The 17,950-nt window shown below is 63.3% G+C and carries 14 protein-coding genes; 2 read left to right on the top strand and 12 right to left on the bottom strand.

What is annotated here, in order from left to right; all coding sequences use genetic code 11:
* Positions 1-9: 9 nt before the first annotated feature.
* The 11 genes from BM017_RS11000 to BM017_RS10950 form a co-directional block, all read right to left on the bottom strand.
* Positions 10-2,760, bottom strand: coding sequence for a malto-oligosyltrehalose synthase (locus BM017_RS11000; RefSeq protein WP_092243900.1), 2,751 nt, complete (start codon positions 2,758-2,760; stop codon positions 10-12).
* On the bottom strand, positions 2,757-4,841 hold the full coding sequence (gene malQ / locus BM017_RS10995; RefSeq protein WP_092243897.1) for a 4-alpha-glucanotransferase: 2,085 nt from the start codon (positions 4,839-4,841) through the stop codon (positions 2,757-2,759). Before malQ ends, BM017_RS11000 begins: the two co-directional genes overlap by 4 nt.
* Positions 4,838-6,583, bottom strand: a complete 1,746-nt coding sequence (gene treZ / locus BM017_RS10990) for a malto-oligosyltrehalose trehalohydrolase (RefSeq protein WP_092243894.1) — start codon at positions 6,581-6,583, stop codon at positions 4,838-4,840. Before treZ ends, malQ begins: the two co-directional genes overlap by 4 nt.
* Before the next feature lie 20 nt (positions 6,584-6,603).
* Positions 6,604-8,157, bottom strand: a complete 1,554-nt coding sequence (gene glgA / locus BM017_RS10985) for a glycogen synthase GlgA (protein WP_092243891.1) — start codon at positions 8,155-8,157, stop codon at positions 6,604-6,606.
* Positions 8,158-8,664: 507 nt separating this feature from the next.
* Positions 8,665-9,618: a D-2-hydroxyacid dehydrogenase family protein gene (locus BM017_RS10980; RefSeq protein ID WP_092243888.1), complete on the bottom strand. Its 954-nt coding sequence runs from the start codon at positions 9,616-9,618 to the stop codon at positions 8,665-8,667.
* 27 nt (positions 9,619-9,645) lie between these two features.
* Complete coding sequence (locus BM017_RS10975; protein ID WP_092243884.1) at positions 9,646-10,647, bottom strand: alpha/beta fold hydrolase; 1,002 nt, start codon at positions 10,645-10,647, stop codon at positions 9,646-9,648.
* A gap of 56 nt (positions 10,648-10,703) precedes the next feature.
* The gene (locus BM017_RS10970; protein WP_092243881.1) at positions 10,704-11,135 is read right to left on the bottom strand and encodes a YqaA family protein; all 432 of its coding nucleotides are present in this window, start codon (positions 11,133-11,135) and stop codon (positions 10,704-10,706) included.
* Positions 11,132-11,578 (bottom strand): DUF411 domain-containing protein, encoded by a 447-nt coding sequence (locus BM017_RS10965; protein WP_092243878.1) that lies wholly within the window; start codon positions 11,576-11,578, stop codon positions 11,132-11,134. The genes BM017_RS10970 and BM017_RS10965 overlap by 4 nt, the downstream gene beginning before the upstream one ends.
* Before the next feature lie 87 nt (positions 11,579-11,665).
* Positions 11,666-12,124, bottom strand: a complete 459-nt coding sequence (locus BM017_RS10960) for an SRPBCC family protein (RefSeq protein WP_071488173.1) — start codon at positions 12,122-12,124, stop codon at positions 11,666-11,668.
* Positions 12,125-12,202: 78 nt separating this feature from the next.
* Positions 12,203-14,197 carry a methyl-accepting chemotaxis protein gene (locus BM017_RS10955; RefSeq protein ID WP_092243875.1) on the bottom strand — a complete coding sequence of 665 codons (1,995 nt, stop codon included), beginning with the start codon at positions 14,195-14,197 and terminating at the stop codon, positions 12,203-12,205.
* Between the two features lie 134 nt (positions 14,198-14,331).
* Positions 14,332-15,327, bottom strand: coding sequence for an aldo/keto reductase (locus tag BM017_RS10950; protein ID WP_071488175.1), 996 nt, complete (start codon positions 15,325-15,327; stop codon positions 14,332-14,334).
* 119 nt (positions 15,328-15,446) lie between these two features.
* Between BM017_RS10950 and BM017_RS10945 the strand changes: the two genes are divergently transcribed.
* On the top strand, positions 15,447-16,358 hold the full coding sequence (locus BM017_RS10945) for a LysR family transcriptional regulator (RefSeq protein WP_092243873.1): 912 nt from the start codon (positions 15,447-15,449) through the stop codon (positions 16,356-16,358).
* Here BM017_RS10945 and BM017_RS10940 read toward each other — a convergent pair.
* The gene (locus BM017_RS10940; protein WP_092243870.1) at positions 16,355-17,260 is read right to left on the bottom strand and encodes an AraC family transcriptional regulator; all 906 of its coding nucleotides are present in this window, start codon (positions 17,258-17,260) and stop codon (positions 16,355-16,357) included. The two genes, BM017_RS10945 and BM017_RS10940, sit on opposite strands and share 4 nt — an antisense overlap.
* Positions 17,261-17,362: 102 nt before the next feature.
* Between BM017_RS10940 and BM017_RS10935 the strand changes: the two genes are divergently transcribed.
* Positions 17,363-17,923 (top strand): carboxymuconolactone decarboxylase family protein, encoded by a 561-nt coding sequence (locus tag BM017_RS10935; RefSeq protein WP_092243867.1) that lies wholly within the window; start codon positions 17,363-17,365, stop codon positions 17,921-17,923.
* Positions 17,924-17,950: the final 27 nt, after the last annotated feature.

Here is a 17,950-nt window from a genome sequence, read left to right as displayed (position 1 = left end):
AGAAAATTTTCAGCTTTCTTGATCATCAGGATTGATAAGGACATTGACCGGGAAATCCCCCAGGGCAGTGCTGATCAACAGCTCCTTGTCTGGTGTGACTGCGCCTGTATGAAAAAGTCCCTTCCAGTTTTTGTTTGTCGCGGCGAACGGTAATTTCACCCGTGTGTCGCCCCAAACCTGCGCATTGATCTTGGGATGCACACCGTTTTCAAGCAGGTCATGCGGCCATCTCGGCACCACCACCAGCAGGTAGTTGCCCTGGTGCTCGCGCGCGAACGCGACCACCCGTTCGGCGTGTTTGCCAAGCACTTGCAGCGGTGTGTAGGTTCCTTTGCGGAACAGCTCGGGACAGGCCTTGCGCAAGCCCAGCACCTGGGCAATCAATGCCTGTTTGATACGCCCGTCGCGCCAGTTGAACAACAGTTCGCCGATGTCCGGTGGGGTATCCAGCGCCTGTTGCCGGGCGTTGAAGTCCACCGGCCTGCGGTTGTCCGGGTCCACCAGGCTGAAGTCCCAGAACTCGGCGCCCTGGTACAGGTCCGGTACACCCGGCACCGTCATGCGAAGCAAGGATTGCGCCAGGCCATTGAGCGCACCGGCCGGCGCGATGGCCTGGGCCGCCGCGCCGATGGCAGTGCGCAACACCTGGCCTTCATCGCTGAGCAACAGCAGCGACAGGAAGGCTTCGACGCCTTGTTCATAGGCTTCGTTGGGCGCGCTCCAACTGCTTTGCAATTTGGCTTCGCGCAGGGCTTTCTGTTGCCATTGCCACAGGCGCTGCCGATAGCCCTCGAAGTCATCGGTCTGGTCCAGGGGCCAACTGCCCAGCAGTACCTGGTAGAGGATCAATTCATCGCCCGCTGAAGGCGTGCTTGCATCCGTCTTCAGTGGCGCGGCGAGGGCGCGCCACTGCTCGACCTGCTCGGCGTACCACGCCGCGCACTCGCTCAGCACGGCCAGGCGCGCGCGGGTATCTTCGCCGCGCTTGTGGTCATGGGTGGCGGTGGCCAGCAGGTTGTCAGGGAAGCTCTGCAACCGTTGCTGGTTGACCCCATGGAAGTCGGCCAAGGGGGCGCTGAACTGTTCGGTGCTGAAGCCCACGTCGTTGCGCGACAGCAATACCGCCGAGCGATAGAACGCGGTGTCTTCCACGGCCTTGGCGGCGGCGGGCGACGTCAGTTGCTGGAAGCGCACGCAGGCATGCTTGAGGATCTTGCGTTCACGGCCCACCGGGCGATTGCGCCACGGCTGGCCGCCCAGCCAGTTGGCCAGGTGGTCGAGCACCGGCCAGTCGCCTTCGCCCAGGGTGGTGCGGGCGCCATCCATGGCCTGTTGGAACAGCCTGTCGTCGGCGGCACTGCGGCCACGGGCGCTGATATAGGTGCGGTACACCGGGAAGTGCACGATCAGTTCCTGCAAGGCCCGGCGGATGGCGCCGAGGGTCAGGTCGCGGGTCATCACATCGTCGCGGGCCACTTGCAGCAGGGCCTGGGCCACGCTTTCAAAGTCGCCGCCGAGGGAGCCGTTGAGGATCTGCTGGCGGGCCAATTGCGCTTCTTCGATAAACGCAGCAGGCCGCTCGCTGTGACGGGTCCACAACGCGGCCAATGGCGCGAAGCCGTCCGGGTGATGTTGCAGCAGCGACAACTGGTTCATGAACTCGTAGCCGGTGGTGCCGTCCACCTGCCAGTCGTCGCGCAGGGTTTCGCCTTCGCCGAGGATCTTCTCCACGAAGATCGGTAAGTGCCGTTCGGGTGACAGCGAGTCCACCCGACGGCGCAGCTTGCGGCAGTAACCGCGCGGGTCGGCCAGGCCGTCGATGTGGTCGATGCGCAGGCCATCCACCAGGCCTTCGCTGATCAGTTCGAAGATCTTGCCATGGGTGGCCTCGAACACAGCGCTGCGCTCCACGCGCAGACCACCGAGTTCGTTGACGTCGAAGAAGCGCCGCCAGTTGATATCGTCCGCCGCGGTGCGCCAACTGGCCAGGCGATAGGCCTGTTGTTCCAGCAACTGATGCAGGCGCTTGAATCCCTCAGGCTGGCGGCCGTCGAAAGCCTTCAAGCGCTGTTCGATCGCCGGCAGCACGACAGTGGCGCGCTCGGCCAGCGCTTGCTTGAGCGACGCGGCCGCGTGGTAAGCGTCGTCCTGGCAGGCGAGGGCGCTGAAGCGCTCGGCCAGGGGGTGGAGCCGTTCATCGGTGCCCAGGATCGCCGCGTAATCCTTGGGGCAGATGGGGAAACGGTGTTCGTAATGCTCGACATGGAACGCGCCGTGGTCGGCATCGAAGTGCAGGGTCAGGGTGCCGGCCTGCAGGGCTTCGCCGTAGTCGCTGCCGAGGAACGGCATGAGCAATTGGCCTTTGAGCAAGGGGTCGGGCGAATGCCACTGGATGTCGAAGAACTCGCTGTAGGGGCTCAGGCGGCCCCACTCCAACAGGTCCAGCCACCAGGGGTTGTCGGCCCCGCCGACGGCCATATGGTTGGAGACGATATCGAGGATCAACCCCATGTCGTGTTCACGCAGCGCAGCGACCAGACGGCGCAGGGCCGGTTCGCCGCCGAGTTCCGGGTTGACCGTGGTGGGGTCGACCACGTCGTAGCCGTGCATGGAACCGGCGCGTGCACTCAGCAGCGGCGAGGCATACAGGTGGCTGATGCCCAAACGGGCGAAATACGGCACCAGTGGCACCGCGTCATCGAGGGTGAAACCTTTATGGAATTGCAGGCGCTGGGTGGCGCGCAGGGGCAGGGCTTTCATCGGTCACGCTCATAGGCTTGGTTGCGCGCGACGGCCAACAGTTCGAGGCGGCGGGCGGCGCCGGCATTGTCGAGCAGGCTGGACGCCTCGCCCGACAGGCGGCGGCGCCAGTTGGGGTGGGTATCGGTAGTGCCGGGCAGGTTGGCTTGTTCCTCAACGCCGAGGGCGTCCTCCAGCGGCAGCAACACCAGTGGGGCCCGGGTGTGGCCGAGGTAGCGCACGCTGGCGTCGATCATGTGGTCGGTTTCATTGCGGATCTCTTCGACGAAGTTCTGCGGATCCTGGCTCAAGGCCTGGCGCAGTGCCTGGCGTTCGCGCAGGCGGTGCTCGCTCCATTGCTCCACGGTCGGCGCATCGATCAGACCCAGCTGGATGTTCCACTCGATATCGCGGCTGTGCCACCAACCGTTGAGGGTCGGCAGGTCGTGGGTGCTGGTGGTGGCCAGGGCGTTGTCCGGCCAGTCGAGGATCGGCTTGAACTGGCCTTCGTGGTTCTGTTCGAACAGCAACACGCGCATGCCCAGGATCGAGCGGGCGATGAGCTTTTCGCGCAGACCGTCCGGCACGGTGCCCAGGTCTTCACCGAGCACGATGGCCCGGTGGCGGTGGGATTCCAGGGCCAGCAGGCGCAGCAGGTCGTCCACCGGGTAATACAGGTAGGCGCCGTCACGCGGCGAGGCGTCCACGGGCATCACCCACAGGCGTTGCAGGCCCATCACGTGGTCGATGCGCAGGCCGCCGGCGTGGGCGAAGTTGGCGCGCAGCATTTCGATAAAGGCGCGAAAGCCGTGGCGCTTGAGGCCTTCGGGGGAGAACGCGGAAATGCCCCAGCCCTGGCCGGCGCGGTTGAGAATGTCGGGTGGCGCGCCCACGGTCAGGTCGGCGAGCAATTCATCCTGGCGGCTCCAGGCCTGGCTGCCACCCCCGTCGGCGCCCACTGCCAGGTCGGCAATCAGGCCGACGCCCATGCCGCTGCCGCGTGCGGCTTGTTGTGCGCGCTCCAGGCAACGGGCGATCAGCCATTGGCAGAACGCGAAGTAGCCGATCTCTTCACGGTGGTCTTCGGCGAACAGGGCCAATGCCGGGCTCTGTGGGGTGCGCCAGTCTTCTGGCCAATGGCGCCAGTCGAGGTCTTCACCGGCGGCGGCGCGGGCGGTTTGCGCGGCTTCGAAGCGGCAGTGGTTTTCCAGGGCCTCACCGCCGGCCTGGCGGAAACTCTGGAAGTCGGCGTGTTGCGGGTGGTGGCCGTGGCGGAAGTCTTCGTACAACGCACGCAGCAGGCGCTGCTTGGCGTTCGCGGCGGTGGGCCAGTCGATCAGGCTGTGTTGCTCCAGGTCGTGCAGTTCATCCGCCAGGCCGCTGGCTTCGATGGCGTTGCGCACTTTGCGCTCGCCCAGGATGCAACCCGGCGAGGCATACAGGCTGTTGAGGAACAAGCGGCTGGAGGGAGAGTACGGGCTGTAGCGCGCGGTGTCGGCGCTGAACATCGCGTGCATCGGGCTGATCGCCAGGGCATCGGCGCCACGCTCGGCCGCTGAGCGGGCGAGGTGCTCCAGGGCCAGGGTGTCGCCGAAGCCGCCATCGCCCAGGCGGCGCAAGCTATACAGTTGCGCGCTGAGGCCCCAGGCGCGGGCAGGTCGGCTGTCGACCGCTTCGGCCACGCTGTAGCAATGGGTGGGCGCGACGGCCAGGGTGAAGGTCTGGTCGGCAATATGCACCTGGTGGTAGCCGAGGGCGATGACGCCGGGCAGGACGGCGTCGCCATCCAGGCGCAGCTCCAGGGTTTCACCGTCTTCCAGGCAGACCCGGCAGAGGGTGTCCGGTTCGAAGTAGCGGGCCAGGTCCAGGCCTGCGCCGCTGTCGATGGTCAGCAGGGGCGGCAGGTGTTTGTCTTGTTGCACCTGTTCCAGTGCCCGCAGGCTGGCGTTGACTTCGGCATCGGTGTCGGCGGGGTGGCCCAGGCCTTTGAGGACGGCGCGCAGGGCGTCGGGTTTGACACGTTGCGGGCGGCCGTTTGCGTCGATCCAATCGACGGCCAGGCCCGCTCGGCTGGCGAGGATTTCCAGGTTCGCTTCGCTCAAGAGTGCTCTCCAACAGGGGATAGGGTGACGCGTGCGCTATACGGCGGCAGGTGCGCGCCGGCGTTGGCAGGCGTTTCAAACAGCACAGGCGCCGTCGCTGGGTGATCCAGCGGGTTGGCGCTCAGGTTGAGGTCGATCTGCAACAGGCTGCCATTGCCCAGGCGCCAACGAGCGCTGACGGCGCCTTCGGCCAGCACCTCGGCGCCCAGGGCCACGCTGCCGGGCAAGTGCGGCACGATGTGGCCGTGGCGCAGGCTCAGCAGTTGGCGGTAGAGCTCGGTGTGTTCGTTCTCGTGAAAGCTTGGCGTGGTCTGCGAAAAGGTCGTCAGGGCATTCGGGTCGGGGATGCGTTCGCGTCGCTCCGGGTCCTGGAACGCGGCGAAATCCTTGAACTCATTGCGACGGCCTTCGCGCACGGCTTCTGCCAGTTCGCCATGGTGATCGGTGAAAAACAGGAACGGCTCGCGGGCGTTCGATTCGTCGCCCATGAACATCAACGGGATCATCGGGGAGAGCAACAGCAGGGCGGTCGCCGCCTTCAATGCCTGCGGCGAGCAGAGTTGATGCAGGCGCTCGCCCAGGGCACGGTTGCCAATCTGATCGTGGTTCTGCAGGAAGGCCACAAACGCGTTCGGCGGCAGATGCCCGCTGGGTTCGCCACGTTCATGTCCATGCCGGGTGGTGTGGCCCTGGTAGATAAACCCTTCGCCCAGGCAGCGCGCCAGTTTGGCCGTGGGCTCTTCGGCGAAGTCGCTGTAATACGCGTCGGTTTCGCCGGTCAGCAGCACATGCAGGACGTTATGGAAGTCATCGTTCCATTGCGCGTCGAAATCCTGCTGCAGGAGACTGGCCTGGTTGAGTTCGTTTTCCAGCATCAGCCAGACGTGCCGGCCGGAATCCACCTGCTCGCGCACCCGGTGCGCCAGTTCCTTGAGGAAGTCCGGGTTGTCGATGGCGTGGACGGCGTCCAGGCGCAGGCCGTCGAAGCGGTATTCGAGCAACCACATCGAGGCGTTATCCAGGAAAAAGTCGCGCACCTCGCGCCGGTTGAAATCGATCCCGGCGCCCCAGGGCGTGTGCACGTCTTCCTGGAAGAAGCCCTTGGCATACTGACCCAGGTAGTTGCCGTCCGGCCCGAAGTGGTTGTAGACCACGTCGAGGATCACCGCCAGGCCGTGCTCGTGGGCGCTGTCGATCAGGTGCTTGAGCTGTTCGGGCGTGCCGTAGGAGGCTTGGGGCGCGTAGGGCAGGACCCCGTCATAGCCCCAATTGCGATCACCGGGGAATTGCGCCAACGGCATCAATTCAATCGCGGTAACACCCAGCTCGGCCAGGCGTGGCAGATGTTGTTCGATGCCGGCATAACCCCCCATGGCGCCGACATGCAGTTCATAGATGACGGCCTCGTGCCAGGGGCGGCCTTGCCAAGTGCTGTGGCGCCAGTGATAGGCAAGGGAATCGACCACCACGCTCCAACCGTGCACATCCGCAGCCTGGGCCCGGGAGGCCGGGTCGGGTACATCCATTTGCCCATCGATATTGAAGCGGTAGCGCGTGCCCGCCGGGCACGCTATTTCGGTTTCAAACCAGCCATCTGCCTGGGGCAGCATGGCAACAGACTTGCCGTGTTCCAATTCAACGCTGACATAAAACGCGTCTGGCGCCCACAAGGCGAAACGCGTGTGTTGCGCGTCCAGCATGATTGCGCCGTGGGGCCAGGTTTCCAGAGTCCTTAACGGCATCTATAGAGACCTCCCGATGATTATTTAGCGGATTTCCCCAGTGCTTTAGCCACCAGTCGCTCGTACAGCTCGGCGTAGGGTTCCACCGCCTGGCTCCAGTTGAACGGTTGGGTCATCGCTCGGCTGCGCATGGCATTGAGCAGGCCAGGGAAGGCAAACACTTTGAACGCGCGGTTCAAGGCTTCTTTGTAGCTGTCGACCGTGGATTCATTGAACAGAAAGCCGGTCACACCGTTTTCGATGGTGTCGGCCAGGCCGCCGGTGTTGCGGGCGACGGGCAGCGAGCCGAAGCGCTGGGCGTACATCTGGCTCAGGCCGCAGGGCTCGTAGCGCGAAGGCATCAGCAGGAAATCGCTGCCGGCGAACATGCGGCGGGCATCGGTCTCGTTGAAGCCGATGCGCACACCGATCTGGCCGGGAAAGCGCAGCGCCAGTTCGCGCATGGCGTTTTCTTCTTCCGGCTCGCCGCGACCGATAATGGCGATCTGCCCACCTTGCTCGACGATAAAACTGGCCACCGCTTCGGTGAGGTCCAGGCCTTTCTGGAACACCAGGCGCGAGACCACGGCGAACAGCGGGCCGGTCGAGTCATGCAGGCCGAACAGGTTGCGCACCTGTGCGGCATTCACGGCTTTGCCTTCCCAGTCGCCGATGTTGAAGTTGTGCGTCAAGTGCGGGTCGGTGGAGGTTTCCCAGCTGTCTTCAATGCCGTTGGGAATACCGCTGAGCAAACCTTGCTGGGTCTTGCTGGCCAAAAAGCCATCGAGGCCGCAGCCGAACTCGGGCGTCGTGATTTCCCGGGCATAGGTGGCGCTCACCGTGGTGATATGACTGGAATACGCCATGCCGGCCTTGAGGAACGACATCTTGCCGTAGAACTCCATGCCCTCCTGCTGCAGAGCGTGAGGTGGAATGCCCAGCTCTGGCGTCGACGCCAGGCTGATCACGCCTTGATAGGCCAGATTATGGATGGTGAACAATGTCGGCGTGCGTGACCCACGCCAGTGCATGTACGCCGGGGCCAGGCCGGCGGGCCAGTCGTGGGCGTGCACCAGGTCCGGGCACCAGTGGATCTGTGCCAGGTTGGCGGCCATGTCGGCGGCGGCCAGGCCCAGGCGGGCGAAACGAATATGGTTGTCCGGCCAGTCGCGGCCGTTGTTGGCGCCGTAGGGCGTGCCTTCGCGCTCGTAGAGCTCGGGGCAGATCAGTACATAGATGACCAGGCCATCCTTGAGGTCCATGCGCCCGATCTTGCACGGCGGCAGCGCCGCGTGGCCGCCCAGCTCACCGATGATATGGATCGGGTTGTCGCTTTCCATCACCTGCGGATAACCGGGGATCAGCACCCGCACATCGTGCAGGTGGGCCATGGCGCGGGGCAGGGCGGCGGAGACGTCGCCCAGGCCACCGGTTTTCACCAGGTCGGCGAACTCGGAGGTCACAAACAGGACTTTCTTACGGTTGGGGTTGTGGCTCGGAACCGGCCGCACTGTGGTGAGGTCAGCCAACGCGGCGACCCCGCCAACGCTCTGACTAACACGCTCTCCCTGAATACTTGCAGCGGCACTGATCATAATTCTCTCCACGTGTTGGTCGGCTAATGGCCGGCTGCCATTAACTCCGTCGACCGCATCCTGCGGCCACGCGCACAAGCGCTGTACAGATCTGGCAAGGCTTATGCCAGTTGCACGGTTGGCAGATATAGATTGGATGGACGGGCATCGGGCTGGAACCGTGTGTGCTCGTCGTACCTTAAAACTTGACCAATGGCCGAGTTGAAAAGTTTAGATTTTTTGCGGGGTTTTTGTTTTGGAACGGACCCATCGGTCATGAGTCTAGGACAGATCCCAGAGCCTGTAGGCTTTCTGGGAATATTTTGTAGGACAAAAAAATTGTAACCATATGCCAGGTGCTCTGTGGCGAGCAGGCTTGCCCTGCGTTGGGCTATGGAGCATTGGGGAGCGCTTCGCGCTCCAACGCGGGGCAAGCCCGCTCGCCACAACAAGCCCGCTCGCCACAACAACCCGCTCGCCACAGCAAGGCGGTTCGCTATAAGAGTGCGAACGCACAGAAACGGTGCGTCAGCCCAGCACGCGAATGGGCGTGCCGTTCGTCCAGGCTTGAATGTCTTCGATCATCTGTGAATAGAACTGCCGGTAATTCTGCTCGCTCACGTAGCCCACGTGCGGGGTGGCCAGCACATTTGGCAACGTGCGCAACGGGTGATCCGCCGGCAATGGCTCCTCGGCATACACATCCAGTGCCGCCCCGGCCAGGCGGCCGCTTTCCAGGGCCTGCACCAGTGCCTGCTCATCCACAATCGGCCCGCGTGCAGTGTTGACCAGGCGCGCGCCGGGTTTCATCCAGCCCAGCGCCTGGGCATCCACCAGCCCACGGCTACGGTCGCTGAGTACCAGATGAACGGTAAGGATGTCCGACTGTTCAAACAGCGCTTGCTTGCTGACCCAGGTCACGCCGGACTCGGCGGCACGTTCCGGCGTGAGGTTTTCACTCCAGGCAATCACGCGCATGCCGAACACCTGGGCAAACTGCGCGACCTTCTGGCCAATGCTGCCCAGGCCGAGAATCCCCAGGGTCTTGCCGTGCAGGTCGCCGCCGAGGCCCACCTGCCAATGGCCGGCACGCAGCGAATTGGCTTCGGCCACCAGGTTGCGGGTGGAAGCCATGATCAATGCCCAGGTCAGTTCCGGCGCGGCGTGTTTATAGCTGTCGGTGCCGCAGACCTGAATGCCCAGGGCCTTGGCGGCGGGAATGTCGATGGCGGCGTTGCGCATGCCGCCGGTCACCAGCAATTTGAGCCGGGGCAGGCCTTGCAGCAGCGCCTTGTCGAAGGTGGAGCGTTCGCGCATCACGCAAATCACCTCGAACCCCTGCAAACGCTCGATCATCGTGGCGGTATCCGCCGGGTAATCGTGCAGGAAGTGCACCTGGCCTACTGCCTCAAGGACAGACCAATCCACCACGCCTCTGGCCACGTCCTGCCAATCATCAATGACTGCGATCTGTACCGACATTCAACGAGTGCCTCGAAAAAGGTTGGATTAAAGGGCGTTCAGCCCCTGCAACAGTGCTGCGTGAAACCGGGCCGGCTCTTCCATTTGCGGCGCATGCCCCAGGCCTGGGAATTCCACCAGGGTGGCATGGGGGATCAGCTTGGCTGCCTGCTTGCCAAGCACGGCGTAGTTGCCGAGCTTGGCTTTGACGGCTGGCGGCGCGACGTCTTTGCCGATGGCGGTGTTGTCGGACGTACCAATCAGCAGCAGCGTCGGCATCTTCAGGTCCTTGAACTCGTAGTACACCGGCTGGGTGAAGATCATGTCGTAAATCAGCGCCGAGTTCCATGCGACCCGCGTATGCCCGGGGCCGTTGCTGAGGCCGGCGTACATGTCTACCCAGCGCTCGTACTCCGGCTTCCAGCGCCCGACGTAATAAGTGTTGAGTTGGTACTTGCGGATGCCCTCGGCACTGACGTTCAGCTCACGGGCATACCATTGGTCGACGCTGAGCGACGGCACGCCCAGCGCTTTCCAGTCTTCCAGGCCGATCGGATTGACCAGCGCCAACTGTTCGGTTTGCCCGGGGTACATCAGCGCGTAGCGCGTGGCAAGCATGCCGCCGGTGGAATGGCCGACAAGGGTAGCCTTCTGAATACCGAGCTTTTCCAGCAGTTGGTGGGTATTGAGAGCCAGTTGCTGGAAGCTGTATTGATAGTGATCGGGTTTGCTGGAGCTGCAGAAGCCTATCTGGTCCGGCGCGATCACGCGGTAGCCGGCGTCGCTCAGGGCCTTGATCGAACTTTCCCACGTCGCGCCGCAGAAGTTCTTGCCGTGCATCAGCACCACGCTGCGACCGTTGGGCTTGCCATTGGCCGGAACGTCCATGTAGCCCATTTGCAGGGACTCGCCTTGGGATTGAAACTCGAAATGCTTGAGCGGATAGGGGTAGTCGAAGCCTTGCAGTTCAGGACCGTAGGTGGCGGCAAACACCGGCGCGGCGGTGGCCGTGAGCAGGCCGGCGATGCAAAAAGCGCGGAACAGAGGCATGGGCAGGGCTCCTGGAAAGGTGGTTCGGATGCTGTTGCCCAAGGATTAAGCAGCGATTAAACCCATTGCAAAGTCACGGCGGCCAGCGCGCCATAACGCAGGCCTTTGGCCAGGGTCACCAGCAACAGAAATCGCCACAACGGCTCGCGCATCACTCCGGCTACCAGCGTCAGTGGGTCGCCAATGATCGGCACCCAACTGAGCAACAGCGTCCAATGGCCCCAGCGCTGGTAATGCTGGCGGGCTTTGTCCAGTTGCTGGTCGCTGACCGGAAACCAGCGCCGCCCCTTGAAGTGCTCCACCCAGCGTCCCAGCCACCAGTTCACCACCGAACCGAGCACATTGCCCAGGGTGGCGATGCCCAGCAACAGCCACAGGCTGTAATGCCCGCTGAGCAGCAGGCCGACCAGCACGGCTTCCGATTGCAGGGGCAGCAAGGTCGCGGCGCCAAACGCCGCGAAGAATAACCCCAGGTAGCCCGCGATCATTGCGCCGGGTATTCAGCCACGACGACATCTTTACCCTCACGGGTCAGGCCGATGACCTGATAGGCCTCGCTGCGGCCTTCCACTTCCATGCCGGGCGAGCCCATGGGCATGCCCGGCGCGGCGATTCCTAGCAGGTCGTCGCGCTTGCGCAGGGCCAGCACCTGTTCGGCGGGGACGTGGCCCTCGACGAATTTGCCGTCGATCACGGCGGTGTGGCACGAGCCCAGGCGCGGCGCTACGCCCAGGCGTTGCTTGACGGCACTCATGTCGGCTTCGACGTGGTCATTGACCTTGAAGCCGTTGCTTTCCAGGTGGCTGATCCATTTTTTGCAGCAGCCGCAGTTGGCGTCGCGGTGCACGTCGATGGGGATCAGGTCGGCGGCCTGGGCCAGGGTGGCGGTGAACAGGGTCGACAGCAGGGCCAGGCGCAATGGGATTTTCATAGGATCTCGCGTGCAGGTGGGATGGCGGCGATCATGACGACGTCATCGCAGGCAAGCCAGTGTCCACAGGGCGAGAATGTTTCAAGATTATACGAGCGGTGGATTTTCCAGCCTGTGCTTGAGCTGGTCCAGGGCAAGCGCCGACAGTTCGATCATGCGTTTATGCAAGGTGGCAAGTTGCAGTTCGGTTTCATAGGTCAGTACCCGCTTGAACAGCGTGCCGCCCTGGTGGGGCATGAGGAAGTAGTGAATCGAACCATCCACGGCCAGGGACGTGAACACGGTCTTGAACTCGCCGGGGCGCCGGGCGATCTGCACGCGGTAGCTCATGGGCACGCGTACACCCAGCAGGTCGATCATTTCGGTGAAGCGGGCGCCGGCGGGGAGTGAGCCGGTAGTGCCGGTATCGGCACCGAGGGACGTGGGGTGCCATTCGTGCCAGCGATCCGGCTGGGTCACATAGTCATAAACGGCATCGATGGGAGCCTGGATAAAGCGTTCCTGACTGATCCGTTCCAAGCGGACCGACTGCTCGGCTGCGCGCATGGCACACCTCCTGTGCGTCTTCGAACTGTCAGAATAGTCCCACTCCCGCACATTGCACGGGAGTGTTTCAGCCGTTTATCAGCACACCTTGAAACGACTCATCAGGGTAATCACCCGCCCATTCGCCTCGAGCAGGCTCTGGGTATTGTTTTCGGTGGCGTGGCCGCTCTGTACCAGCTCTTCGACCATTTGTCGGATCTGCACCATGCTGCGGTTGATCTCCTCGGTCACCGCGCTTTGCTGTTCGGCGGCCGTGGCGATCTGGGTGCTGAGGTTGTTGATATGGCTGACGGAGCCGGCCATTTCATCCAGCCCGGTATTCACCCGCGCCGTGGCGTCCGCCGCCGACTGGCAACTGGCCTGGGTGTTTTCCATCGCTGCCACCGAGGAACTCACGCCCGCGGTCAGGCGCGTGAGCATGTCGTTGATCTGCGAGGTACTGGCCTGGGTGCGTGCGGCGAGCGCGCGCACTTCATCGGCAACCACCGCAAACCCACGGCCTTGCTCGCCAGCCCGCGCCGCTTCGATGGCGGCGTTGAGGGCAAGCAGGTTGGTCTGCCCGGCAATCGCGCCGATCACGCCGAGGGTTTCGGTGATGCGTGCAGCGTCCTGGCGCATGTTCTCTACGCTGTGGGTAGCGCTGGAGACTTCGCCGATCAACGCGCTGACACTGTTGGACGCCTCACCGACCACCACGCGGGAACGATCGGCATGCTCGTTGGCGCGCTGGGTGAACGCGGCGGTTTCGGCGGCGTTTTGCGCCACGGTGTCGGCGGTGGAGCTCATTTCGGTAATGGCGGTCACCGTCTGGTCGGTCTCCGACGCATGCCGCACCAGGATCTGGTTGGTGTGCGCCGAGGTCTGTTGCAACTGCGCCAGGCTCGACGACATGGCGCCGGTGGCCTGGGTCACTTCGCCGATCATGTTTTGCAGGTAGACGATAAAGCGGTTAACCGAATGGCCGATGGCGCCCAGTTCGTCTTCGGCACGGATGGTGATGCGTCGCGTGAGGTCGGCGTCGCCGGCGGAGAGTGCGTCGATATTGGTTTTCAGCGACTTCATGCGCTGCACCAGTTGGCGGATCGCATATACCGCGAGCAGCACCAGCAACAACACCATGGGGATCTGCAACAGCGCCAGGCTGCCGAGCACGTCATTGCGCTGGGCGGTGATCAGCGAGGTGGGCAGGGCGGTGGCTAGGAACCACGGGGTGCCTTCGATAGGGCGCATGTAGAAGGTGCTGGCCACGCCCTGGTTGTCGAACTCATTGCGTTGCAGGGCCTGGTCGCGATGGGCCAGGGCTTTGCTGACCTGGGCGGCAAACGCGGAGGTGCCGGTGAGTTCGCTGATGTTTTTCAACACCACCGGGCCGCTGATGCGCGAGCTGTTGCTGATGATCTTGCCGTCGCCTTCAACGATCAGCATTTGCCCGCCGATGTCGCTCTCTTTGCTGGCCACCAGATCATTGAAGAAGCCCAGGGTCACGTCGATGGTGGCGACGCCATAAGGCACGCCGTCGCGCTGGATTGCCATGGCGCAGTTGGTGCGCGGCTCCTGGCTGGCGTCGTCCTTGTAGGCGGCGGCCCAGGCACATTGACCGCGTGGCGAAGCGAGGCCGCCCTTGTACCAACTCTGGTCGTAATAGTTGGGCGCCGGGTCGCTGTTCCAGAAGGTGTTCACGGTCAGCTTGCCCGATGCATCGCGGTGCCAGAACGTGCTGTGCTTGTTGCGCCCCGGGGTGCGCTGGTTGGGCAGCGGCCAGATGCCGCCGCCGAAGACTTTCAACTCGCCATACTGGTCGACCAGGCCCGGCAGGACTTTGTCGATGGCATCGCTGTCGAGCAATGGAATGGTCTGGGTGATGCTGCGTTGCTGGGACTGGACCTTGTTGAGTTCGCCCTGGATCTGCTCGGCGACCTCGGCGACACGGTTGAGCACCACCTGCTCTTCGGTGTGCTGTAGCTTGGGTGCGACCAACTGGCCGATACCCACCACGGTCAACACAAATAACACCAGGACGAACAGCACCAGGAACAGGGTATAGCGGGCTTGGATGGAGCGCAGTGGGGGCATGGGGTCGTCCTTACGAAGCGTTTATTGTCGACGCGGCTTTGTTAGAGCTTCGTAGGGCTATCGGCTTGGCAGGACAGAGCTTTAGGTACGATGGTGCAAGAAAATACCGCGCCGGTGACCGACGCGGTATTTATTCAGATATCCAGCATAGCCATGACGGCCTCGGGGTAGCGCAAGCCGGCGGGCGCCTCGGCAGGGAAGATGGCCTCCAGCGCCGCCAGTTCGCCCGGGCTGAGGCTGACCGACAGCGCGGCGACATTCTCCTCCAGGTATTTGCGCTGCTTGGTGCCGGGAATCGGGATGATGAAATCACCCTGCGCCAGCACCCACGCCAACGCCAGTTGCCCGGCGCTGATACCCTTGTCGGCGGCCAGTGCCTGCACGTTTTTCACCAGTTCTAGGTTCTTGCCGAAGTTCTCGCCCTGGAAGCGTGGGCTGAAGCGGCGGTAGTCATCGGCGCCGAAGTCGTCCGGGCTTTGCAGCGCGCCGGTCAGAAAGCCACGGCCCAGCGGGCTGTAGGGCACAAAGGCGATGCCCAGGCGCTGGCAGGCAGCGAGGCAGCCGTTGTGTTCCTGGTCGCGGCTCCACAGCGAGTATTCGCTTTGCAGGGCGCTGATCGGGTGCACCTTGTGGGCGCGCTCCAGGGTGGCGGCGGAGGCTTCGCTCAGCCCCAGGTAACGCACCTTGCCCTGTTGCACCAGCTCGGCCATGGCGCCGACGGTTTCTTCGATGGCGACCTCCGGGTCGATACGGTGTTGGTAATACAGGTCGAGGGTTTCTACGCCAAGTCGTTGCAGCGTGCCGTCGATGGCCTTGCGGATGTATTCAGGGCGGCCGTTCACACCCCGCACGGCGGGGTTGGCCGGGTCACGCACGATGCCGAACTTGCTGGCCAGGAACACCTGGTCGCGCTTGCCGACGATGGCCTTGCCGATCAGTGCTTCGTTGGTGTGCGGACCATAGATATCGGCGGTGTCGAGGAGGTTGATGCCCAACTCCAACGCGCGGTGCAGGGTTGCCGTGGCTTCGCGGGTGTCGCTGCCGGGGGTGTAGAAATCGCTCATGCCCATGCAGCCGAGGCCGATGGCTGAGACGAGTGGGCCGTGGGTGCCGAGTGTGCGGGTATGCATGGGTTGTGCTCCTTGGGTGGGAAGGCCTGCATTGTCACGCTCGACAAAACCGGGATAAACCGGCTAAAAGCACTAACACTATTCGTAATATCTGAATAATCAGCGCAAGGAGCCGCCCCTTGGACCGTTTCAACGCGATGCGCGTGTTCACCCGGATCGTCGAATTGCGCGGCTTTGCCAAGGCCGCCGACAGCCTGCAATTGCCCCGCGCCTCGGTGACGGTGTTGATCAAGCAATTGGAGGCGCACCTGGGCGTGCAACTGTTGCAGCGCACCACGCGGCAAGTCAGCCCGACGCTGGATGGCGCGGCGTACTACCAACGCTGTGTACAGTTGCTGTCGGACCTTGAGGAAACCGAGGCGGTGTTTTCCACCCGGCGCCAGAATCCACGCGGCACCCTGTGCGTAGACATGCCGTCAGGAATAGGGCGCTTGATCGTGATCCCTGCATTGCCGGCATTCACCGCCCGCTACCCCCAGATCGAACTGGAGATCAGCCTGAACGACCGTCCGGTGGACTTGATCCGTGAAGGCGTGGATTGCGTGCTGCGTGGTGGTTTGGCCCTGGATGAGTCGCTGGTGGCACGGCCTCTGGCGATGATGGATCAATTGACGTTGGCGAGCCCGGCGTATCTGGCGCGCAGAGGGATGCCTGCATCGTTGCAGGACCTGGCCAACCATCAGATGGTCGAGTATGTCTCCAGCGTCACGGGCAAACGCTTTGGCCTGGAGTTTGAGGTCGACGGCCAATTGCGCACGGTCAACCTGTCCAAAGGCTTGGCGGTGAACAGTTCCGATGGCTACTTCGCGGCCTGTGAAGCCGGGTTCGGCTTGATCCAGGCACCCGGTTACCATGCGATGCGCCAATTGGCCGAGGGCACTCTGGTGCAGGTATTGCCCAGCCTGGCGGTGCCGAAAATGGCCCTGTCGGCGCTGTATCCGCCGCACCGCCAACTGTCCCAGCGTGTGCGGGTGTTCGTAGACTGGCTGGTCGAACTCTGCGCCCGGCCCGACACCGGTTTGCAGCGCTAGGCCTGGGCCTTGCGATACGCCCCAGGCTGTTGCCCGGTGACCTTGTGAAATGCCCGGGTGAACGCCGCCACCGACTGATACCCCACGGCCAGCGAGACGTCCGCTACCGTCTGGTCCTGCTTGAACAGTTGGCAGGCATGGCGCATGCGCATCATCAGCAGCACTTGCCCTGGCGACTGCCCGCACAGTTCATTGAAACGCTTGAAAAACGCCGAGCGCGACAACCCGGTGCAGGCGGCCATGCTTTCCAGGGTCCAGGCCTCGGCGGGCTGGGCGATCAACTGCTCCAGCAAGTTGGCGAACGCCGGTTGCCGGGCCAGCGCCGCCAGGCCGCCGAGTTCACGGTTGTCCAGCACTTGTTGGCGCAGGACATACAGGAACAACAGGTGGCACAGCCGCTCAAGCAAGGCAGAGGAGGGCGCAGGCACGCGCTCGCACTCTTGCAGGATCAGGTCGAACAGGTTGCGCGCGGCGGTCAACGAAGGGTCGCCTGCGCGCAGGATGATCCAGGCGGGCAGGGTGTCGACGATCATCGCCGACAGGCCGGACTGGAAGTGAAAGAACCCGCAGACCAGGCCGACGCCATCGCTGGCGGCGCTGTCCAGGGGCTCCATCGGTACACGGGGGCATTCCTGGGCGCCGGCGGCGGTGGGCTCACCGGACAGCCGATATTCCAGGTCGCGCAACAGGAACACCGCGTCGCCGTTATCCAGCCGATGCGGCGTGGCGTCGCCCTCGATATGCAGCCAGCACTGACCCTGCACAATCAGGTGGAAACTGGCGCTCGCCAGGCCGTGGGTGCTCGCATGCCAGTCGCCGCAGTAGCGGCCCACATGGAACAGGCTGGTGTCGAGTTCGAGGCTGTCTAATAACCAATCGACAAGTGCACTGGACGAATTCATCTAATGGAAAGACTCAAGAGCAAGTAATCGCTACTTTAGCCTATTGAGACGATTTCTTATAACCAACAGACTGGATACACGAACCCATCAGGAGACCACTCCATGTCCCGTGTACCCCTGCTTACCCCTGAAACCGCGCCGGACGCGGCCAAGCCCTTCCTGGAAAACGCGCTGAAAGGCTCGGGTTTCATCCCCAACCTGTTGGCGGTACTGGCCAACGCTCCGGCGGCGCTGGAGACCTATATTACCGTGTCCGGGCTGAACGCCAAGGCCGAACTCAGCCTGGCCGATCGCGAAGTGGTGCAGTTGATTGCGGCCACCACCCACGGCTGCGATTTCTGTGTGGCCGGCCATACTGCCGTGGCACGCAACAAAGCCAAATTGCCGGAAGAAGTCATCGACGCCCTGCGCCAACGCGGTGAGCTGCCCAATGCCCGCTATGAAACCCTGGCTGCGTTTACCCGCGAAGTGATCGCCAGCCGTGGCGATGTCAGCGATGCCGGTTTTGATGCGTTCCTGGCCGCCGGTTATACCCAGGGCCAGGCGCTGGAAGTTATTTTGGGCGTGAGCCTGGCAACCCTGTGCAACTTCGCTAACGTGTTTGCGCGCACCCCGTTGAACCCGGAGCTGGCGCAATACCGCTGGGAAAAACCCGCAAGCTGAAGATGACCCACCCGCTGTGAAAAGGAG

The organism is Pseudomonas sp. NFPP04, from assembly GCF_900113815.1.
GTDB lineage: Bacteria > Pseudomonadota > Gammaproteobacteria > Pseudomonadales > Pseudomonadaceae > Aquipseudomonas > Aquipseudomonas extremorientalis.
Note: the sequence above shows the minus strand (reverse complement) of the source record. Positions and strands in the feature narration are given on the sequence as shown.